The sequence below is a fragment of the Lapidilactobacillus mulanensis genome (assembly GCF_003946215.1).
Taxonomy (GTDB): Bacteria; Bacillota; Bacilli; order Lactobacillales; family Lactobacillaceae; genus Lapidilactobacillus; species Lapidilactobacillus mulanensis.
Window position 1 is genome coordinate 16334 of the sequence record NZ_RHOW01000022.1, and the last position, 20005, is coordinate 36338.

Consider the following 20005-nt stretch of genomic DNA (forward strand, 5'->3'; position numbering starts at 1 on the left):
CAAACCGCTCATTAACAAAATTGCCACTGCAAGTCCCAGTTCCCACCACAAATTTCGCCTATTCTATTCGAACGAAATCAATAATGCTTATTAGCTAGCGTTTCTAGGTTATGCAATATTTTTACTGCAGGCTTTAATTGTCATCGTTTTCATAGTATATTTAGAGTAAGGATACATACGGGAATGGAGCATCATAATGGATAATAGTGGAACTTCAGTTAGAAGTTTGTTGTTTCGATTTATTAACAACCAAAAAAAACATGATAATAATTATATTATTGCTCAAATGGTTTTGAAAAACTTTGATAATATACCACGCATGACAATTTATGAACTAGCAGATGCGTGTTTTGTCTCGACATCTGCAGTGTCTCGATTTATACGTTTGATTAATTTTAGTACTTACACCGAGTTTAAAGATGCCGTTGGAAAGGAAATTGATATTGTCAGCGATTATTCTAAGAACATGACACAGCGAGAGATGTCTATAAAAACTGAGTTCTTGAATGATTTTACAACGAATATCATTAGCAACTTAGATTTTGTACAGAACAATATTCCTGTTTCAAAAATTGAAGGTATTGTTTCAGATATCTTTGAAGCTGGAGATGTCGCGGTATTCGGTTTGGAGTTTGCTGATTTTATGGGTCAACATTTTCAGAGTAAGATGGGCAGCATGAATAAGATTATTCAAGTCGGTTTTACAGTTGAAGATCAATTGAACATCATTGACAATATTAAACCCAACGGATTAGCTCTGATATTTTCTATGGAAGGCGGTTTTTTTTACTTCAGTGAGAAGGTTATTACGGCATTGAAACGGAAAAATGTGAAAATAATTACCTTTACATTCAAAAAATCCCCTATCATTGAAAGAAGCGCAGATGAAATTATTATTTGTGGGGAAACTAATGAAAACACCGAAGGCCGAATTTCAATTCTCTACGTTATGGAATTACTGATTTATTATTATATGCGTAATTATTATTTACAATCTTAGTTTCATATTTTGAAACTGTCCCCAGTTATTTAAAACTGGGGACTTTATTTTGCCATCGCTTACATAAACAATAAATGATATCGTTTTCTTAGAAGAAAGGATTGATGTAAGTAATGGTCTTGGATAACTTTTATTGGGGTGCTTCAACCTCTGCATTTCAGGTGGAAGGTGGCTATGGACAAGGTGGTAAGGGAATTGCCACAACAGACATTCGAAAAGTTCCAGAAGGTGTCGCTGATTCAAAGATTGCTTCAGATCAATATCATCATATGATAGAAGATGTTGACTTAATGGCGGAGCTAGGAATCAATCTATATCGGTTTTCTTTTAATTGGACTAGAGTGATGGGAAATGGCTATCAACCTAATTCAGAAGGAATTGAATTTTATAATAAACTAATTGATAGGTGTCTTGAAAAAGGGATTAAGCCTTTCCCAACCTTATATCATTTCGAAATGCCGCAAGCATTTGTAGATGATTTTGGGGGATGGAACTCTAGAGAATGCATTGATCAGTATGTAAAATATGCTGAGGTTTGTTTCAGAAACTTTGGAGATAGAGTAAAAATATGGGGAACAATTAATGAGCAATTGATTGTGACTGCTGCTTCAGATCTGAATGGCAATCATGAATCTGATCCTAATAAACGAATGAAACAGATGTATCAGATGAGTTATAACATGTCCTTGGCGGAGAAGATGGCAATTCATAGTTTTAGAGAAATCGTTAAGGACGGTAAGATTGGACCGGTTTGTTCTATGCAAGTTGTTTATCCTGAAAGCCCTGCTCCAGAGGATGTACTCGCTTCAAAGAATGCGACAGATTTTTTGCAGAATTGTTTTTTAGATATGTCAGTGATTGGAGAATATCCACAAAGCTATTGTAATTATTTAAATAAAAAAGGTTGGTATCCAGAAACCGAGGCTGAAGACAAAGAAATTTTAGTTGCTAACAAGCCTGATTTAATTGGAATTAATTATTATGCTAGTACTTGTATTCGCGCGTTAAAAGATGGTGAAGATAATAGTAAATTGCCACCATTTTATCAAAACGAACTATTCACTTTGGGTACCAATAATTATCTGACAAAAACGAAGTGGATGGAGTTTGGTGTTGATCCAGACGGCCTTTATATTGGTATGCGTGATGTGTATGAACGGTATAAATTACCGATGATCGTTACCGAGAATGGATTAGCCGCTTCGGATATCTTGGATGACGGTGCAATCCATGATGATTACCGAATTGATTATTTAGATAAACATATTAAACAATGTGAGCGTTTTGTAAGCGAAGGATACCCGCTGCTGGGTTATTGCCCATGGTCACTGGTAGATGTTGTTAGTTCTCACCAAGGTTTTAAAAAAAGATATGGGTTAATCTATGTCGATCGTACGGATGAAGATTTGAAACAATGTAAACGTATTCCTAAGGACAGCTTTTATTGGTACCAAGAAAAAATAAAAAGTAATAAATAGAGATGGGGTATATTAATGAACACGTTTATTCATTTTATGGAAAGAAGATTCATACCAGTTGCTAACAAGATTTCTTCTAATAGATATTTAAAAAGTATTAGCACTGGTTCGATGGCATTATTGGGTGTTATTATGTTGGGCTCGATTTTCACAGTAATTACTAGTTTCAGCTGGGAACCATATCAAAGTTTCTTGACAACGACTCATATTGGCACAGTATTGAATTATATTCCTGATTTCACGATTGATTTGTTGGGATTATATATGGCGTTCAGCATTGCTTATTGTGGCGCATCCATTTTTGATATTAAAGATCAAGCTTTGGGTACTGGGCTTATATCGTTAGTCAGTTTCTTGTTGTTGAGTCCCATAACCGTAAATGCAAAATCTCAAACAAGCTTCCTTAATGTGACATATTTAGGAGCTAAAGGTGTCTTTGTTGCCATCATTGTTTCTCTAATCACGATACAATTAATGAAGTTTTTCGTAAAAAAGAATTTTACGATTAAAATGCCAGACGGTGTGCCAGAAATGGTTACTAAGTCTTTTACATCACTGATTCCAGCAGTTGTTATTGCAGCGTTATTTGGAATAGTCAAGTACTTGTTTAGTATTACTAGTTTTAAAACAGCAACTGATTTCATTTATACGTTGTTACAAGAACCGTTGCAATCTCTCACAGGTACATTACCAGCATTCTTAATCTTGATTTTAATTTCTAATTTACTTTGGTTCTTTGGAATTCATGGTTCAATGACTGTTTTACCAATTTTAATGCCAATTTTCTTGGGGTATTTGGCTAGCAACACAACTGCTGTTGCGGCAGGAAAAGCGGTTCCTCATGTAATTAATTTTGGATTGTATGATCTTGCTTGCTTAGGTGGCAGCGGTGCAACAATTGGACTAGTCACATGCATGTTTTTCTTCTCAAAAAGTAAGCGTTATAAGGCGTTTTCTAAGATTGTCTTTCCAAGTGGATTATTTGGTGTTAATGAACCAGTTATATTTGGGATGCCAGTCATGTTAAATGTGATGTTATTAATTCCATTTTTGTTGACGCCACTTGTGATTGTTACGCTTGGATATGTGTTGATCTCGTTAGGTGTCATCACAGCCCCCATTGGAATACTTGGTGCTGGTTCACTACCTCCTTTAGTACACGGTATAGTTCAAGGCAGTCTTTCCTTTGGGATTTACGAATTATTTGCAACGGCGATTTCTATGCTAATCTATTTTCCTTTCTTTAAGGCCTTGGATAATCAAGCGGTACAAGAAGAGCGTGAAGCTGCAGAGAAGGATGTATCAAAAGATCAAAATTGAGATAATAGTAGAGTGGTTCACTACCGCATAAGAGTAAATATACTTATGCGGTTTTACTCTATAGATGTATAAATAAAAGTGGGGAATAAAATGTTAGATTTAAAAAAGAAACCATATGAATTAACTAATAATCAAATAGAGTTTATTCATCATCAAGTTGATAACATGTCAACAGATGAAAAAATTGGACAAATATTTGTTGTAATCGGACAAGATGAGGATACGATCGATATCTCAAAATTTATTGAGAAGTATCAGCCAGGAGGCATGATGTATCGACCTGATAGAGCCGATAAAATTGAGAGAGAGCTTGCAACTGCTCAAAAAGCAAGTAAAATTCCGTTATTTATGGCGGCAAATTTGGAATCAGGTGGAAATGGAATTATTACCGAAGGAACATGGTTTGGAATGCCTTTGCAAGTTGCTGCTTCAAACGACATTCGAAATGCATATCAACTAGGCAATGTCTCGGGTTCTGAAGCCCATCAAGTAGGTGTTAACATGGCCTTTGCTCCGATAATTGATATTAGTTATAACTTTCGCAACCCAATCGTCAATACGCGAACTTTTGGTAACAGTGAAAATCGAATTCAACAAATGGCGCAGGAACAGATTAAAGGTTTGGAGGATAATGATGTTATTCCGGTCATTAAACATTTTCCGGGTGATGGAGTGGATGAAAGAGACCAGCATCTATTAAGTTCGGTGAATTCTTTAGATGCAGACGAGTGGATGGCAAGTTATGGGCAACTTTATCGACATTTCATTCAAAATGGAATTAGTAGCATCATGATTGGCCACATTCTTCAGCCAGCATGGGAAAAACGACTTTGCCCGGGAATAAAAGATTCGGAATTAATGCCTGCATCAGCATCTAAATTATTGATCAATGGTTTGCTGAGAGACAAATTAGGGTTCAATGGGCTTACAATCACTGATGCAACACCGATGCTAGGGTATAATACAGCAATGTCCAGAAGTCAATTGTTAGTTACTTCAATTAACGCTGGTGTGGATATGCTACTTTTCAATAAAAATATCGATGAGGATTTTGATTCAGTAAAGAACGCCATTAAAGATGGCACCTTGAGTAGTCAACGCTTAGATGAAGCAGTCACAAGAATTTTAGCTACTAAAATTGCACAACATATTATGAATGAATCTGGAGGACTTGTTCCGTCAAGTGAAGACAGGTGCACAGTGGAATTGCTCGATGATCAGAAGAAGTCTGCACAGCTCGCACAACAGTCGGTTACGTTAGTTAAGGATAGGGATAGGATTTTGCCGATCACACTGAAAAAATATCCGAAAATTCGTTTAATCGTACTCGGTGATTCAGACGACGGCGGATTTAAAGAGGGCGGAAAAGTAGGGCCTATTTTCAAAAAACAATTGGAAAATGTTGGATTTAAAGTGCAGTTATTTGACAATAAAAATCTTGATTTTCATGAGATATTTGAAGAAGGAATTGCTGATCTCAAGGAAAAATTTGATTTGGCGATATATGTTGCCAATATTGAATCTGCTAGTAATCAAACAACAACACGTCTGAACTGGATTCACTTAATGGCAGCAAATGCACCTTGGTTTGAAAAAGATATTCCAACCGTGTTTATTTCTACGGCAAATCCGTATCATTTATTTGATATTCCCTATATTTCAACTTATATTAATGCATACACAGGGAATCGTGTCACTGTTTCAGCAATAATTAGAAAAATTATCGGTCGAGAAGAATTCTTCGGAATCAGTCCAGTAGATCCCTTCTGCGGTGATCCTTTAACCAGATACTAGACAGCAACGTTAGAAATGGATGGTAATGATGAGAGTTAAACGCTTATTAAATCAAGAGTGGCGGTTCAAACTTGGAAAATTAGATGAACCCAATAAATTGGTAAAAAAAGCTGCTTCAATCGGAGGATTGACTGCACCGCTGGTTGATGAAGCCGGTGATATTGTTGCAGTGGGAGCTGGTGGTGAACACTTTTTAAAACTCATCGCACAAGGAAATCGAAATAAAGGATTGGAAATGTTGGCCGGAACTCAATTAAATGCTGAGCTAACTTCGAAATGGGATACTATTAATCTTCCACATGATTGGAAATCCAGACAACCATTTATCAATGATCCTAGCCTATTAATGAGTGGATCGAAACAAAATGGACAAGGTTATTATCGTAAGACGTTTGAGGTCGATAGATCTGCAGATGACGACACGCAGGTATTCCTTCATTTCATGGGGGTTATGGGTGAGGCTTCTATTTGGTTAAATGGAATTTTTTTGGGTAATCATTACAGTGGATACTCTGATTTCTCGTTTGATATTACCGAGATAGTGAAATATCACGAGGAAGGTATCAATGTTGTATTAGTTAAGACTGATACGACGGTTGGCTCTGAAGGCTGGTGGTACGAAGGTGCCGGTATCTATAAGGATGTATATTTAGAGTTTTTACCTAGAATTAGAATCGACGCGCCAGAAACTTTTGTCGAAACAGACTCAATTGAAAATGGTCAAGCTAGGCTCAAAATCGTGGTTGGGATAATGAACCAAAGCGGTAATGATCGTAAAAAAACTAGATTGCTATGTACAATTAATAACCATACAGAGTGTTTTGATTTAAGGCCTCAAAAATCGAGCTCTACCAAGATAACGTATACTCAGGTTATTGATGATCCTGATTTATGGTCAATTAATACTCCAAACTTATATCAAGCTCGTTTTCAATTGCTATTAGAAGATAAAGTTATTGATGATTTTCAACAAACTTTCGGGGTTCGACTAATTTCGTATTCATCAAATGGTTTTTACATGAATAAAAAGCGCGTTGAATTGCGCGGTGTGTGTGAACACCAAGACTTTGGTGGTGTTGGAATTGCGGTTAACAAAGATATTCTTCGTTATAAACTTTTAAAAATGAAAAAAATGGGTGTAAATGCCTATAGGAGTTCACATCATTTTGCTTCCCTTGATTTACTTGATTTATGCGATGAATTAGGAATAATTGTGATGAATGAAAACAGAATACTCGAATCAAGTGAATGGCGTGTTGCTGAACTTGAACAAATGGTAAAGCAAACTCGTAATCATCCATCTATTTGTTTTTGGTCCCTTTGTAATGAAGAGTTAATAGGTAATACTGTTTTAGGAGAACGAATTGCCAGGAAATTAACTTCAGTCATTCGTAGGTATACGACTCAGAGCCTAATTGTTTCTGCAGAGTTATTGAGCCCTAAAGGAATTGTCAATGAGGCGTATATGAATCATTTTGATGTAAATGGTGTCAACTATCCGGAGGCGGAAGTCAATGGTAACGGGCTAGTAATGCTAAAGAAAAAATATCCGAATCTATTTTTCTTAAGCACTGAGAATGCTTCATATTTTTCGACTCGTGGTATTTATCGGGATAACGCCGAGAAGTGTCAGACTTCAAATTTTGGCTCCTCTTTTTCCAGGGTACTCCCTGGAAAGCGAAAAAAAGGGGATCCAGGCGTAGGTGGGACTGCACATCCAGAAACAGTCATGCATTTTATCAAAAACAATTCATTTATGGGCGGCGTTTTTTTATGGACATTCATGGACTATTTCGGAGAACCTTCTCCGTTTGCTTGGCCAGGAATTAGTTCTCAATTTGGCATTGTGGATACTGTGGGCTTTGAAAAGGATTATTATTACTACTACCAATCGCAATGGACCTCAAAGCCAATGGTACATGTAATGCCGCATTGGAATAGAGAAGGCCTATCTATTGATAAGGATGGATTAACAGAAGTGCGTGTATTTACGAATTGTCCAGAAGTTGAATTATTTATTAATGACCAGAGTTTTGGCAGAAAACTTTCAGGAGAAGATTATACGAGTTGGTACGTTCCATATATTACAGGGCAGCTTAAAGCAGTCGGATATAGCTCAAATAAGCCAGTCGAGGATCTGAGAACAACAAGTGGTAAAGCGAAAAGTACACGAGTTCGATTGTGCTATGATGGTATATCGACGGCGCTATATGAGGTTGATGCAATCGATGCAACTGGGCATATAGTCCCAACTGCAAATAATAATGTGAGAATTAAGATAATGGATGGTATATTCTTGGGAAGTGCAAATGGTAACCCAATGGATATCTCAAAATTTAATCCAGAAGAGAAACGGTTCTTTTCAGGGAAGTTAATGGTAATTGTAGAAAAAAACTGTCAGAAACAGCCAAAAGTAGTTGCAAAAATAACGGAAGACGTTCAATAAGCAGATTTTGTTGCTATAACAAGATATGAGTATACAGATGATTAACAAAACTCACTTCATTGTATGAATGATTGGATGGAGAACATTATTTCATTTTGCTCCGGTAAAATCTGTGCTGCCAAATTGATTGAGATTATTTCTTAACGTCAAAAATGAATATTGTCAATCTAGACATACGGTAAATTTAAAAATAGGTGCAAGATATAGCTAAAAAAGCTTTGTTGTAAGCTTTCGGCATAATCTGCACCTATTTTAAAACTTGTCGTGTGTTATTTTGCGCAGATTTGAAATTCATCACTTTTATTCTTTAGTTATTCAGAACAAAGGCTACCTTGATAATCAAACTTCCAGGAACCCAGCTATTCAAATCCTACACTAAAAAAAATACGTTTAGGTCGAAAGTGCTGGGGCAGGCAGTCGTGGCAGTGACAACCATGTTGGCGGGCCGTTTTTGCCCGCCTTACATGGTGGATCGATTCGAGACTCGGCGTTTTTCCGAGGCTCAAATCGAAGCTCGGAGCTTTTCCCGCACTTGGAAAAGCGGAGAGCGGTCCCACAAGCCAACGTACTGCCTGCCCCAGCACTTTCGACCGAAGGTAGATCAGAATTTTCAACCTCAATTTCAATTATGTGAAAATCCACAGTTTACATCATAATTCTTTTATGATATTCCAATTTAAACCTTTCCAAAATTTCACTTGAAATTTTTTGAGTGTTTTATAAATAGCATCCACACTAGATTCACGCATGAAAAGGCTGGTTCTCCTAAATTGATTGGGAAACTAGCCTTGCTTTGCTTTTCAACATAATTTTATCAAAATATACATTATCAAAATTAAAAAAATGGGGTGCGATCATGGCAATTGAAGTTGAAAAAGTAGTTAGTTCGGAAACAGACGCGGAAGTTTTGACGCAATTAACAAGGCATATTCAAACGAAATTGATCGGCAACGAGCGGGCGATTCAATTGTTTCTGGTGGCTTTGATCACGGGTGGCAATGTGCTCTTGGAGGATAACCCTGGTAGTGGTAAAACAGCATTGAGCCGGGCGTTTTCGGAATCTTTGGCGTTGAAATTTAAACGGGTGCAATGTACGCCCGATTTATTGCCTAGTGATTTAACCGGTCTGGATATTTATCAGCCGGACACGAAAACGTTCAAATTTATCGAGGGACCGTTGTTCACTCAGATCCTATTGACCGACGAATTAAATCGCGCGACGCCTAGAACGCAATCGGCTTTATTAGAGGCGATGGCTGAGAAACAAGTCACGGTTGATGGGACGACGCGCGCATTATCAGAATTTTTCTTCGTGATCGCGACGCAGAATCCGTTGGAAACGGCGGGGACTTTTGCCTTACCGGAAGCGCAATTAGATCGTTTCTTATTCCAATTCTCATTGAGCCAATTGACCACAGACCAGAAAGATGAAATGTTGCAACAAACTTTAAGGGGACAACCTGACGCGGCTTTGTCGGCACTTTTTAAACAGGAACAATTGTTAGATATGCGTCAACAAGCAGCTCAAGTCACGATCCATAAAGAACTCCGCCATTATTTGATTGCGTTATGTAGCGGCGTTACAAAACTGCCCGGCGTTGTAACGGCGATCAGTAATCGGGGCTTACTCGATTTCGCCCACGCGAGTCAGTCGCTGGCTTATTTGAAGGGTCGTTCTTATGTGACACCCGAAGATATTCAGAGTTTAGCGATTCCGTTGTTGGCACATCGGCTCTTTTATCGCAATCCGATGACGAGCACGCAACAAAAAGAAACGGCGATTCAATCCTTGCTGGAACAAGTGACGGTGCCGACGGAAAATTGGAAAGAAGGATAGCCAATGCTAGTTATCCTGATCATTATTCTATTTGGCGCGTTGTTGCTCATCCGCTCGTGGTGGCAACACCATTGGCAAAACGGCTTGATCACCACCGTCGCCTTTTCGTCCAAGCGAATTTTCCAAGGTGAAAAATTAACCTTGACCCAACATATTTATAACAATAAAAGATTACCTTTGAATTTTGTACAGGTCATTTTACAAGTGCCGCGGGCTTTCCGACTGGTGGTCGATCAAGGCGACGGTGTTTATATGGGTAACTTGAATCAAATTTATTCGCTGAAAGGCTATGAGAATAAGCAGCGCACGCTAAAAGTACAAATGGCGCGACGAGGTGTCTTTCGACTCACGGAAATTGAATTAGAGGGTCGCGATTTATTCAGCGCTAAACGCTATGCGCAGAAATATCCGATCGAGCAGGAAATTATCGTTTATCCACGGTGGTTGGATTTGGCGAAGGTTGAACAGCACTGGCAATCTTCATTGGGCGAGACTTTGACGCGGTTTTCATTATTTGAAGATCCATTATTGTTTCGTGGCGTCCGTGAGTTGCAGCCGCAAGATTCGCTCAAACAAGTGAATTGGAAAAAAACGGCCACCACTGGCACTTTTTATGTCAATCAATACGAGCCAGTGGCGCAACGTCAACTGACGATCGTGCTGGAATTACCGGATGATCCGAGTTGGCGAACGGAAAAATATGGTGAGGCGACGATTTCGTTATTTGCCACGATTGCGCACGAATGTTTGGCGGCAGGCTGGCAGCTGAAAATTCTGAGCAACGCCTGCGATGAACAGGGCGATCCGTTCGCGATGGCACATTTGGGATCCATGGATGTGTTGCTGGATACATGTGCGGCTATCGAATTAGAAAAAACCACGAGTAGCGCCGATTTATTTGCCGAAATCATCAACGGGCACGAAGAACATATCATCGTCTGTTCATCGGCGATTGCCCGACACGTGCCCTTCCAAGCACAGCTGGGTAAAGCCGTGGCAGAAAATGCGCTCTGGATCAACATGGTCGATCATCTTCATCAAGAAGTCGCGCCAGTCGATCTAGAAGTGAAAGAGGTGTTGCTGGCATGACGAGTTTTAAATCAGTTAATTTAGCTAAATTGCTGGAACACCAAGCTTATTTTGTGGATGCGGCCACCCGCAGCAGTCTTTTTTTAGCGCTGTTGATTTTATTACTCAATGATAATCGCGATTTTGTGTTGACTGCCGGAAGAATTATTGGCAGCTTCTGTTTAAGCACAGTCGTTTGCGACTTGACAATGCTGTTGAAAAAGCGGCTGACGCTGATTCCATATTTGCTCTTTGTTGTCTTAGCGACAATTATTATTTTAGTCTTGCCGATTATTTCCTTGCTTGCAAAAATTGTGGTGGTAATCAGTTTATTCTTGGCCATTTTAAACCCGCTCAGTCATTTCGAATGGCTCCTATACGCGATTCCAGCGGCGCTATATTTGGTTAGCTTCGGGATGAATAATGCCAATGGTCAAATTTGGGGGATGATCTGTTTCGCACAGTTTTTCCTGTTGCAGCAGGTGACGAAATATCGCGAGAACATTCAAGCCGCACAAGAAGATGGGGATGTGACCCAACATTTCTCGGCAACTTCACTTTATTCGGTGGGGCTACGCCAATTCGAGAAAAATTTCTTATTATTTCTTATTGGCGCTGTTTTAGTGATCGGAATTGCCATTGCGCAACCGAATTGGTTGAGTTCACAATTTTTGCGCCAACAAACAGCAAATTCGGAAGCAACCGAACAAGTCGTCAAGTCTAAGGCAAAAGTGGCGAGCAGCGCGAAACTGCCACAAGCCGCTGGTGGTAGTCCGGCTAAGGAAAAGTTGACGAAAACCGTTGACCATAAATTTCCCACGGCGGTGTTTGTGATCGTGGTGCTCATTGCCGGAGTCGCCATTATTGCGCTAGTTTATTTTGCGGTGAAAATTTTCTTTCAACAATTGCAGAAACCGAAAGTTGAACCAGATCTGTTGAGTGATAATAACGATATTGTCATCGGCCAAACTGAAAAGCAACGTGAGAATCGTCGCGATGAAACGAGTGTGACGCGACGGATCCGGCGGAAATATCAGCGCACCATCCAGAAAAAATATCAGCCACGCCGATCGGAGACACCTGCCGACCATTTAGCAAAGCTGACGGTTGCGTCCACAGAACAAGCAGAGTTGCGGAAGCTTTATGAAGAGGCACGATACAGCAAAACGGAATTGACCAAGGACGACTATCGTCATTTTGCTGATTTGTTGAAGAAACGTGACAAATAAATAAACGAAGTTGAGCAGGTAACTTTTTCAAACTAATGATTGGACTTAAACCATAGTTCAAGTGCTAAGATGAGGTTTGGGGTGATCATATGACGGAATTAGAAAAGTTAACTGCAGGCGCTGAATACTATTTCTTAGATGCAGAAGTTGCAAAACGAAAAGCTCGCGCTGCAAAATTATGCCAGGAGTTTAATCAAATTTCTGCAACGGATCCAGAGGCGCAAACGCGTAAAATTAAAGAAATATTTGGTTCTACCGGTGAGCGCGTTTCGGTTCAAGCCAACTTTAATTGTGATTATGGATTGAATATTCATGTGGGTGAGGATTTTCTGAGTAATTATAATTTAACGATTTTAGATATTGCGCCGGTCAATATTGGTCAGCACGTGATGATCGGGCCGAATGTAGACATTTACACAGTTAATCATCCGATGACGGCGGCAGGTCGACGTCATTATCTGGCGCAAGCAACGCCCGTGACTATTGGTAACGACGTTTGGATCGGTGGTAAGGTTGCCATCATGCCCGGCGTGACGATCGGCAATAATGTGATCGTGGCAGCTGGTGCGGTGGTGACCAAGGATGTCCCCGATAATACATTAGTCGGTGGTGTCCCTGCACGTAAAATTAAATCATTGGCGTAATAAAAATAGCAATCTAAAAAATTCGATTGCTATTTTTGATTAATATTTAACGTTATTCGAGGCTAATCTGAGTTCAACAATACGAGAATTTTTGGTTTGGACGCAGACACTTAGGAGTGCTTGGCCAACATCTTCTGGTGTTAAGAAGCCGGATTCGGCGACGCCTTCGGTTGTGCGACCATAGCCAACTTCGAATTCTGTGGCGCCGGCATGTGGACAAAAGACACAAGTCCGAATGCCCTGACCCAGTAATTCTCTATCGAGTGCTTGTCCTAAGCCGCGTAGCGCAAACTTACTGCAAGTATAGGCTGTTTCATCGGCGTGACCCACAATGCCTGTCACCGACGAAACAAGGATGATTTGGCCGTCATGCTTTTTCTCCATATAGGGCACAGCATATTTAGTGAAAGCATAAGCGCTTCTGACGTTTGAATTCATCACTAAATCGTAATCGGCCATGGATGTTTCGGCGAGTGACAATGTGCGACCGATACCCGCGTTATTGATCAGAATATCGATTTTTCCGAAAGTTTTGATTGCCAATGCGACTGTATCGATTGCAGTACGCTCAAGTTGGGCATCACCAGCAAAATAAACGGCCTTGACACCGAGTTGCTCACAGGTTGCAACCACCTCTTGAAGTCTTTCTTCGCGGCGAGCGGTTAAGATTAAATCGCAGCCTTCTTTAGCAAATGCAAGCGCAGTTCCGCGACCAAATCCAGAACTGGCACCGGTAATTAAGGCAACTTTGCCAACTAATCTTTTCATAATCAAAAATCTTCTTTCTTCTAAAAGTTATTCAGGCTGATCGGCAGACGCGGATAGATCATGCAGCTTTTCAAATTGTGCGAGTGAGGCCGTATATTTTTGAATGGCAGTATCGCTCGCAAACTTACCAAGAGGTAAACGCAGCGGTAAATCTGCCGCGTGATCAGTGACTTGATCATAGATAATTGCAGCCGCTTTATCCGGATCACCGGCTTCGTGATGTGCGCCTTCTGCATTGCCTTCGATGAATTTCTCGAATTGTTGGTAGTCTTCGATTTTTGGCAAAGCTTTCTCTGATGAACGGCCGGCCCAATCGGTTCTAAAGCCACTTGGCTCGATTAACATCACCTTGATATTGAAATCGGTGACTTCTTTCGCCAATGACTCGCTGATGCCCTCGACGGCAAATTTAGTGCCGTGATAAAATGAAAGCGTCGGAAATGAGAACAAACCGCCGATCGATGAGAAATTAACAATAACGCCTGATTTTTGTTGGCGCATTGCCGGGAGAACTGCACGCGTCATATCTACCAATCCCCAAACGTTAACGTCAAACATATATTTGACCGTTTCGCGATCACTTTCTTCAAAAGTCCCGAAGTAGCCGATGCCAGCATTGTTGACTAAAACGTCGATCGAACCAAAAGCTGATTGCGTTTCTTTGACGACGGCATCGATTTCACTTTGATTAGTAACGTCTAGCGTTAATTTTTTGATTTGGCCGTGATCAAATTCATCTAAGTAGGCCAGCTTCTCTGGATTGCGTGCGGTCGCAACGAGATTTACATCAGGTTTCTTTGCTAATAATGTGGCTAGAGACTTGCCAAATCCGGTTGAAGTGCCTGTAATGATCCAAGTTTTGTTTGTCATAATTCTCGCTCCTTATTTATTATTTACTGATTCTCTGTTATCATACGACTTGAAGTAGGGTTTAAGTCAAACGTGAAATGGAGATTTTTTAATGACGTATTCAATTGGTGAAGTTGCAGAAAGAATGGGAACTAACACTTCCACACTCAGATATTACGATAAAAAAGGATTGTTACCATTTGTCGATCGCGATGCTGCTGGGAGAAGAGAATTCAAAGATAATGATTTTAACTTTTTAGAAGTGATCAATTGTTTGAAAAAAAGTGGTGTGTCGATTAAAGATATCGGTAAATTCATCAACTTGTGTCTTCAAGGCGATGATACATTACAGGAACGCTATGATTACTTGGATCAAGAAGAAAGTGTGCTTGAAGATAAGGTGCGCGAAATGCAGAGCCAATTAGATTTTTTACGATTTAAAAAATGGTATTACAAAACCTCGGTAGAGGCTGGGACAGAAGATATTCATTTCACCCCGGGGACGAAATTCGTCGATCCAACCACGCACGCCCAATATCAAAACAAATTAGCGGCTACAAAAAATATTCGAGAATTGATCGATTTAGATTCAAATGACAATCAGTAATTTTTTAAACCCATAAGTTTAGCTTATGGGTTTTTTGAGTAATCGGAATTGGTTATTTTAGAAATTAGCGGAAGTTACGGCTGATCAGGCCGTGCTCTCGAGTTTGCAGAGCGTGGAACAAAGGCGCGCGTTGATGCAGGCTTTTGATGCGGAACGCACCTACTTGTATGATTTAGCCAAGCGACACGTGGTTAATTCGGAGGTTGTTTACGAAATCTATAGTGAAATTTTATTATCTGAGTCACTGGTGCTGGATCCGCAGAACCAGATGATTTAAAAAACCAACCATTTTTCGAGTCACGAGCTAGATCAAGCAATTGATCTGTCGGTGAGAAAATGGTTGGCTTTTTAATTTGATAATATTTGGCGATGCTACGTGAATTCAAGCAATTCTTTGATGATCTTAATTATTTTAGCTTGGTGTTTACTCGCGCTAATTTGGCTCATCAAAGATTGTAATTCATCAGATGAATCTTTAAATAAGAAAAACTCAGCATAATCAATACCTAATGCGGTAATTATTTTATCGATCGTTTTGATTTGAAGATTGGAATTCTGTCCGCGTTCAATTCTTCCAAGATATGAAGGATCGATGTCTGCTCGTTCGGCTAATTGTTCTTGCGTTAAGTTTTGGCTTTCGCGTAGTTCGTGGATTCGTTCAGATATTTCTTCCCCAAATGTCATTTTATTCACCTGCCTACATTAGTGTTAATACTAGCGTATGCTGTTAGTTTGAAATGATTCAGGGAGTGTAATACCTAAAATATATATATTATAGTACTTGTGAATACTGAAAGCCTTTGCTATAATTTGTTTGTGCTTGAGCGAAATGAGATAAGCGAGATGCTGATGTGGATACAATGAGATTTTTATTGCCCGTTGTGCTTATCAGATGACTTCTAAATCAAGTAACACTCAAATAGTTTGCTCATTGTGATGATTTGCCTATTTATTAGTGAAACACAACTTTTGTAACTCAATAAGTTTTTGACGCGCGACAAAAAAGCCTTCTGAGTCTGTTCAGGAGGCAATTTTTCTTTAATGGATCATCCACCAACCGAAAATCGTAAAAATAGCTAGTGTGATCAAATTTATACCAGTGAAGTCGATCAAGAAACGGGTGCTGTTCGATGAACCGTAGCGCGTGTATTGCTTAAACGCTAATAAATTCGCCATCGAACCGACCAACGTTCCCAGACCACCAATATTGGCACCGTATAAAAGCGCGGCGGCATGTTTCGTAAATTTTGCAAAGAGTACGGTGGTCGGCACATTTGAAATAAATTGACTGACCCCGATACTGCCGAAGTAGACGGACAAAGGTGAGTTGATATGCGCCGATAAAGTTTCTTTGATCATCGTATTTTGACTGAGGTCACTGACGACGATGAAAAAGCCGACGAAGGTTAAAATTGTGGCGTAATCCACGTGACTCATGATTTTAGGCTGGAGCGCAAACGCCAAGATGATCGTGATCACGGCGCCGACCCAAGCGGGAATAAATCCGAGCACACCCGCGAAAACGAATAATGCCGCGATCACTGCTAAAACAGTCGGCCGTCTGGGAATATAGATTTGTTGAGTGTGAATGGTCGAAATCGGTGTTGGCTTGATCATAAACGTGTAAATCGTGATCACCACAATACTGAATAAGGCGAGTGGTAATGACCAATGGAAGAATTGACTGACACTGACGTCGAATTTTGCTAAGAGGAAAATATTATGCGGGTTACCAAATGGCGTCGTTGCACTTCCAAGATTGGCAGTCATACTGATCAAGGTTACGGGTAAAATTTCGGGTAAATGATACTGTTTAGCAACGTAAAGATAGAGCGGCACTAGCGTCAGAACAGTCACATCATTGGTTAGAAACATCGCACTCACGAAAGCCAGTGCGAGAAATAACCAAACTAGTTGGCGCGTATTATTTGCGTAGCCAGTTAGGCGATACGCACAATAATCGAGGATATGTAAATGATTAAAGATTTGGATCAAGGTCATCATAGCCGTGATGGACCATAATGTTGAGAAATTTATATCGGCTAAACGTGGTCTAGCAAGAAACAAACTTAACACGGCGATAACGGCCGTGATCTGAAGCAGTCGGTCCTTTAAGATTGATTTAAGCATTGCGATAATGGAATCCTTTCCAATTGAGTCCAACCCTTATATTTTGCGCTTTTATCTGATTATCGGCAAGCCTTATTTTTAGATTTGACCACGAAACAGGTATTTGAACCGCAATGCAATTTTTTGTAAGGGGAAAATTTATTTCTAATTAAAAAATGAAATAATTACCAGCTTAATCTCTAATAATGTATTATAATATAAAATATAAAGCTTAAAATCAGGGGGATTTTGTACGTGGCGTTAGCTGATGATTTTGGGGCTAAGTATTTAAACTGGTCAGATACAAAAATTCTTGCTTTTCAAAAAGCTTTGTTGAAGTGGTATGACCTTGAAGGACGTCGGTTACCGTGGCGATCAGATCATGATCCCTACCATATTTTTGTAAGCGAAATTATGCTCCAACAAACGCAAGTGCAAACGGTGATTCCATATTATCAAAACTTTATGACCGTCTTTCCGACTGTGCTCGATTTAGCGGAGGCGTCAGAAACAAAATTGTTAAAAGCTTGGGAAGGTTTGGGCTACTATTCTCGAGTTCGCAACATGCAAAAGGCTGCGCGACAAATTAAGAACGAGTATTCAGGAAACTGGCCGACTTCAGCAGTACAGTTGCAAGAGCTAACTGGTATTGGGCCATACACAGCTGCAGCAATCGCAAGTATTGCTTTCGGTCAGCCAGTCGCGGCCATCGATGGAAATGCGTTTCGCGTTTTTGCACGTTTGTTAAAGATCGATTTGGATATCACGAAGCGACAATCGCGTCCTGTTTTTCAAACGATCGGAGACCACCTGATCTCGCAAGAACGTCCAGGTGATTTCAATCAAGCCGTTATGGATCTCGGGACAAGTTACTTGACCGCTAAGAATCCTGAGCCGGAAAATTCGCCAGTACGTGAGTTTGATGAGAGTTTTGCAGATGGCACCACTTTAGATTATCCAGTCAAAACACTCAAGGCTAAACCGGTGGACTTATATTATTATGCGTTAGCTGTTCAGAGCCCGGCAGGCTGGTTGTTTGAACAACGTCCGGCTAAGGGCATGTTGGCACGGTTGTGGATGTTTCCACTGATCGATCGCGCTGACCTAGATGACTCCCAACCGTTGATGTCACAAGTCGCGACGCGTTTTAAGGAAGAGACAGGGGTGACTGCTGAGTTTCGTGAGGTACAAATGAAACCAGTCGTTCACACATTTACGCATCAGAAATGGCATTTGGAAATTTTAGTCGCCGAATTATCGTCGACACCGGATCTAAGTTTGTTTCCCGGTCAATGGCTTGATTCTACGATGAGGGCAGAATCGCCGTTGCCCACAGTTCAGTTGAAATTGAATCGTCAATTATTTACGTAATCGTTAATTATCTATTTGCGGTAAGATTGGCACATTCGCCAATCGGGCTTATACAAAGTGCGGGGAAAATTATATGCGAAAGAAAATGATTGTTGTAGTAAGTGCTCGTGGTGGGGTTTTACGGCTTGCGCCTATCATCAAGGCGATTCGCGAGGCCGAAGCTTTTGAAGTCGTCATTGTGATGATGACTACCCACGCAGATCTCGTGGAGGATGCATTACGTTCGGTTTCGTTAGAGGCCGATATTGCGATCGCGATCACGGAATCCGATCCAACGGAGTTAGCGGTTCGCAAGCTGACCCAATTGAATCACATTATTGAAAACGAAAATCCTGATGTCTTACTCGTGCAAGGAGCTAAGCAACCGTCGTTTTTGGCGAGTTTAGCTGCACACTACCATCAGTTCCCAGTTGTTTCCATGGAAGCTGCTAGCAGCCGTCAGGGAGGCTTTAATCGGCGTCTGATCAACCAGATCGCTGATTTGATTTTGGTGCGCGATGATAACCAGGTCGCCGAATTTACCAAGCAAGAAGTCGCAGGTAAAGTTCAAGCAATCGGCAACATCTCGCCGGTCGCCTTTGAAGAGTTAGGCGTCAAACAACCACCAGTAAAAACTGACCAAGTTTTATTGACTTTACATCGTTCCAATTTAGCAGGACAAACAATGCGTCAGATCATCCGAACGATCCGCAATGTTTTTGAAGCCTATCCACAATACCAGATCGTTTTCCCAAGTGCAGACGATTATCTAATGCGGATCTCGGCTCAAGAAATTCTTGCGGATGATCCAAAGGCGACCATCATTGACACACAACCCGTCTTGAAATTCCATGAATTATTGTTGGCTAGTCATATTGTGATCACCGATTCATTAGGCGTTGAAGAAGAAGCGAAGACTGCAGGTAAACCGGTTCTCTTCATCTCGACGGATCCACAAGTTTCGGCACCGCAATTATTTAGAAATTTAACTGAATTAATTGAGAACCTCGATCAATTTATTGCGCCAGTTGAAAGTTCGGCCAACGTGTTGGACAATGCTGTCAAGGCCATCGTCGAATTAGTCGACGGCTGTGAACCAACTGACACGGAAAGTCTATAATTTAAAAGTAAAATATTAAAAACCGTTTTGTTCGGATCACCTTTTAAAAGGCGATGAGAGCAAAACGGTTTTTTGATTTAAATATTTTTGTTGTGGAAACAAGTGCTGTGATGACTTGCAACTAGCTAAATCGCGTTCGTCACCATTGAAATCAGCATCTAAGTGGCAATAACTTAAATCTTAAGACCAAGATTTTAGTTATTGCCGACTTAGCTGTTGATTTCAACCCATGGTGCTTCACAGCATAATCGCGTTCGTCGAGACTGAAATGAGTTGTCTAAGTAATAATAACTTAAATCTTAAGACCAAGATTTTAGTTACCCGAGTTTACAATTCAAGTGCAACACCCTGTGACCTAGACCAGAGTAGACAAAAAGGCCATGAAG

Annotated in this window: 17 protein-coding genes; 13 read left to right on the plus strand and 4 right to left on the minus strand. The window is 40.3% G+C overall.

All coding sequences use genetic code 11. From position 1 onward, the window contains the following. Nucleotides 1-196: 196 nt before the first annotated feature. From EKM67_RS06715 to EKM67_RS06755, 9 genes are all read left to right on the plus strand, one after another. Entirely contained in the window at nucleotides 197-1000 is an 804-nt protein-coding gene (locus tag EKM67_RS06715; RefSeq protein WP_125578265.1) for a MurR/RpiR family transcriptional regulator, read from the plus strand. Between the two features lie 113 nt (nucleotides 1001-1113). Then, nucleotides 1114-2478, plus strand: a complete 1365-nt coding sequence (locus EKM67_RS06720) for a glycoside hydrolase family 1 protein (protein ID WP_125578266.1) — start codon at nucleotides 1114-1116, stop codon at nucleotides 2476-2478. Between the two features lie 15 nt (nucleotides 2479-2493). Beyond that, a complete protein-coding gene (locus tag EKM67_RS06725) occupies nucleotides 2494-3798 on the plus strand; it encodes a PTS sugar transporter subunit IIC (protein WP_125578267.1) in 1305 nt (434 codons plus the stop codon). A gap of 90 nt (nucleotides 3799-3888) precedes the next feature. Continuing rightward, nucleotides 3889-5592 carry a glycoside hydrolase family 3 protein gene (locus EKM67_RS06730; RefSeq protein ID WP_125578268.1) on the plus strand — a complete coding sequence of 568 codons (1704 nt, stop codon included), beginning with the start codon at nucleotides 3889-3891 and terminating at the stop codon, nucleotides 5590-5592. 25 nt (nucleotides 5593-5617) lie between these two features. Then, a complete protein-coding gene (locus EKM67_RS06735; protein ID WP_225417332.1) occupies nucleotides 5618-8038 on the plus strand; it encodes a glycoside hydrolase family 2 TIM barrel-domain containing protein in 2421 nt (806 codons plus the stop codon). A gap of 856 nt (nucleotides 8039-8894) precedes the next feature. Continuing rightward, a complete protein-coding gene (locus tag EKM67_RS06740; protein WP_125578270.1) occupies nucleotides 8895-9875 on the plus strand; it encodes an AAA family ATPase in 981 nt (326 codons plus the stop codon). Nucleotides 9876-9878: 3 nt separating this feature from the next. After that, on the plus strand, nucleotides 9879-10964 hold the full coding sequence (locus tag EKM67_RS06745; protein WP_125578271.1) for a DUF58 domain-containing protein: 1086 nt from the start codon (nucleotides 9879-9881) through the stop codon (nucleotides 10962-10964). Next, nucleotides 10961-12172, plus strand: a complete 1212-nt coding sequence (locus EKM67_RS06750) for a DUF4129 domain-containing protein (protein ID WP_125578272.1) — start codon at nucleotides 10961-10963, stop codon at nucleotides 12170-12172. Before EKM67_RS06745 ends, EKM67_RS06750 begins: the two co-directional genes overlap by 4 nt. Nucleotides 12173-12261: 89 nt before the next feature. Next, a complete protein-coding gene (locus tag EKM67_RS06755; RefSeq protein ID WP_125578273.1) occupies nucleotides 12262-12816 on the plus strand; it encodes a sugar O-acetyltransferase in 555 nt (184 codons plus the stop codon). 39 nt (nucleotides 12817-12855) lie between these two features. Here EKM67_RS06755 and EKM67_RS06760 read toward each other — a convergent pair whose 3' ends face one another. Beyond that, a complete protein-coding gene (locus tag EKM67_RS06760) occupies nucleotides 12856-13584 on the minus strand; it encodes an SDR family oxidoreductase (RefSeq protein WP_125578274.1) in 729 nt (242 codons plus the stop codon). Between the two features lie 27 nt (nucleotides 13585-13611). Further along, on the minus strand, nucleotides 13612-14454 hold the full coding sequence (locus EKM67_RS06765) for an oxidoreductase (RefSeq protein WP_125578275.1): 843 nt from the start codon (nucleotides 14452-14454) through the stop codon (nucleotides 13612-13614). A gap of 91 nt (nucleotides 14455-14545) precedes the next feature. Between EKM67_RS06765 and EKM67_RS06770 the strand changes: the two genes are divergently transcribed. Together EKM67_RS06770 and EKM67_RS06775 are read left to right on the plus strand one after the other, a co-directional pair. Beyond that, complete coding sequence (locus EKM67_RS06770) at nucleotides 14546-15040, plus strand: MerR family transcriptional regulator (protein ID WP_125578276.1); 495 nt, start codon at nucleotides 14546-14548, stop codon at nucleotides 15038-15040. A 112-nt stretch (nucleotides 15041-15152) separates the two neighbouring features. Beyond that, on the plus strand, nucleotides 15153-15317 hold the full coding sequence (locus EKM67_RS06775; protein ID WP_225417333.1) for a hypothetical protein: 165 nt from the start codon (nucleotides 15153-15155) through the stop codon (nucleotides 15315-15317). Nucleotides 15318-15412: 95 nt separating this feature from the next. Here the strand turns inward: EKM67_RS06775 and EKM67_RS06780 are convergent, their stop codons facing one another. Beyond that, the gene (locus EKM67_RS06780; protein WP_125578277.1) at nucleotides 15413-15724 is read right to left on the minus strand and encodes a helix-turn-helix domain-containing protein; all 312 of its coding nucleotides are present in this window, start codon (nucleotides 15722-15724) and stop codon (nucleotides 15413-15415) included. A gap of 354 nt (nucleotides 15725-16078) precedes the next feature. Then, complete coding sequence (locus EKM67_RS06785) at nucleotides 16079-17176, minus strand: SLC13 family permease (protein WP_125578280.1); 1098 nt, start codon at nucleotides 17174-17176, stop codon at nucleotides 16079-16081. A gap of 228 nt (nucleotides 17177-17404) precedes the next feature. On the opposite strand from EKM67_RS06785, the gene EKM67_RS06790 reads away from it, so the two are divergent. Together EKM67_RS06790 and EKM67_RS06795 are read left to right on the plus strand one after the other, a co-directional pair. Beyond that, the gene (locus EKM67_RS06790; RefSeq protein ID WP_125578278.1) at nucleotides 17405-18520 is read left to right on the plus strand and encodes an A/G-specific adenine glycosylase; all 1116 of its coding nucleotides are present in this window, start codon (nucleotides 17405-17407) and stop codon (nucleotides 18518-18520) included. Between the two features lie 73 nt (nucleotides 18521-18593). Then, nucleotides 18594-19619 carry a UDP-N-acetylglucosamine 2-epimerase gene (locus tag EKM67_RS06795; protein ID WP_125578279.1) on the plus strand — a complete coding sequence of 342 codons (1026 nt, stop codon included), beginning with the start codon at nucleotides 18594-18596 and terminating at the stop codon, nucleotides 19617-19619. Nucleotides 19620-20005 lie beyond the last annotated feature (386 nt).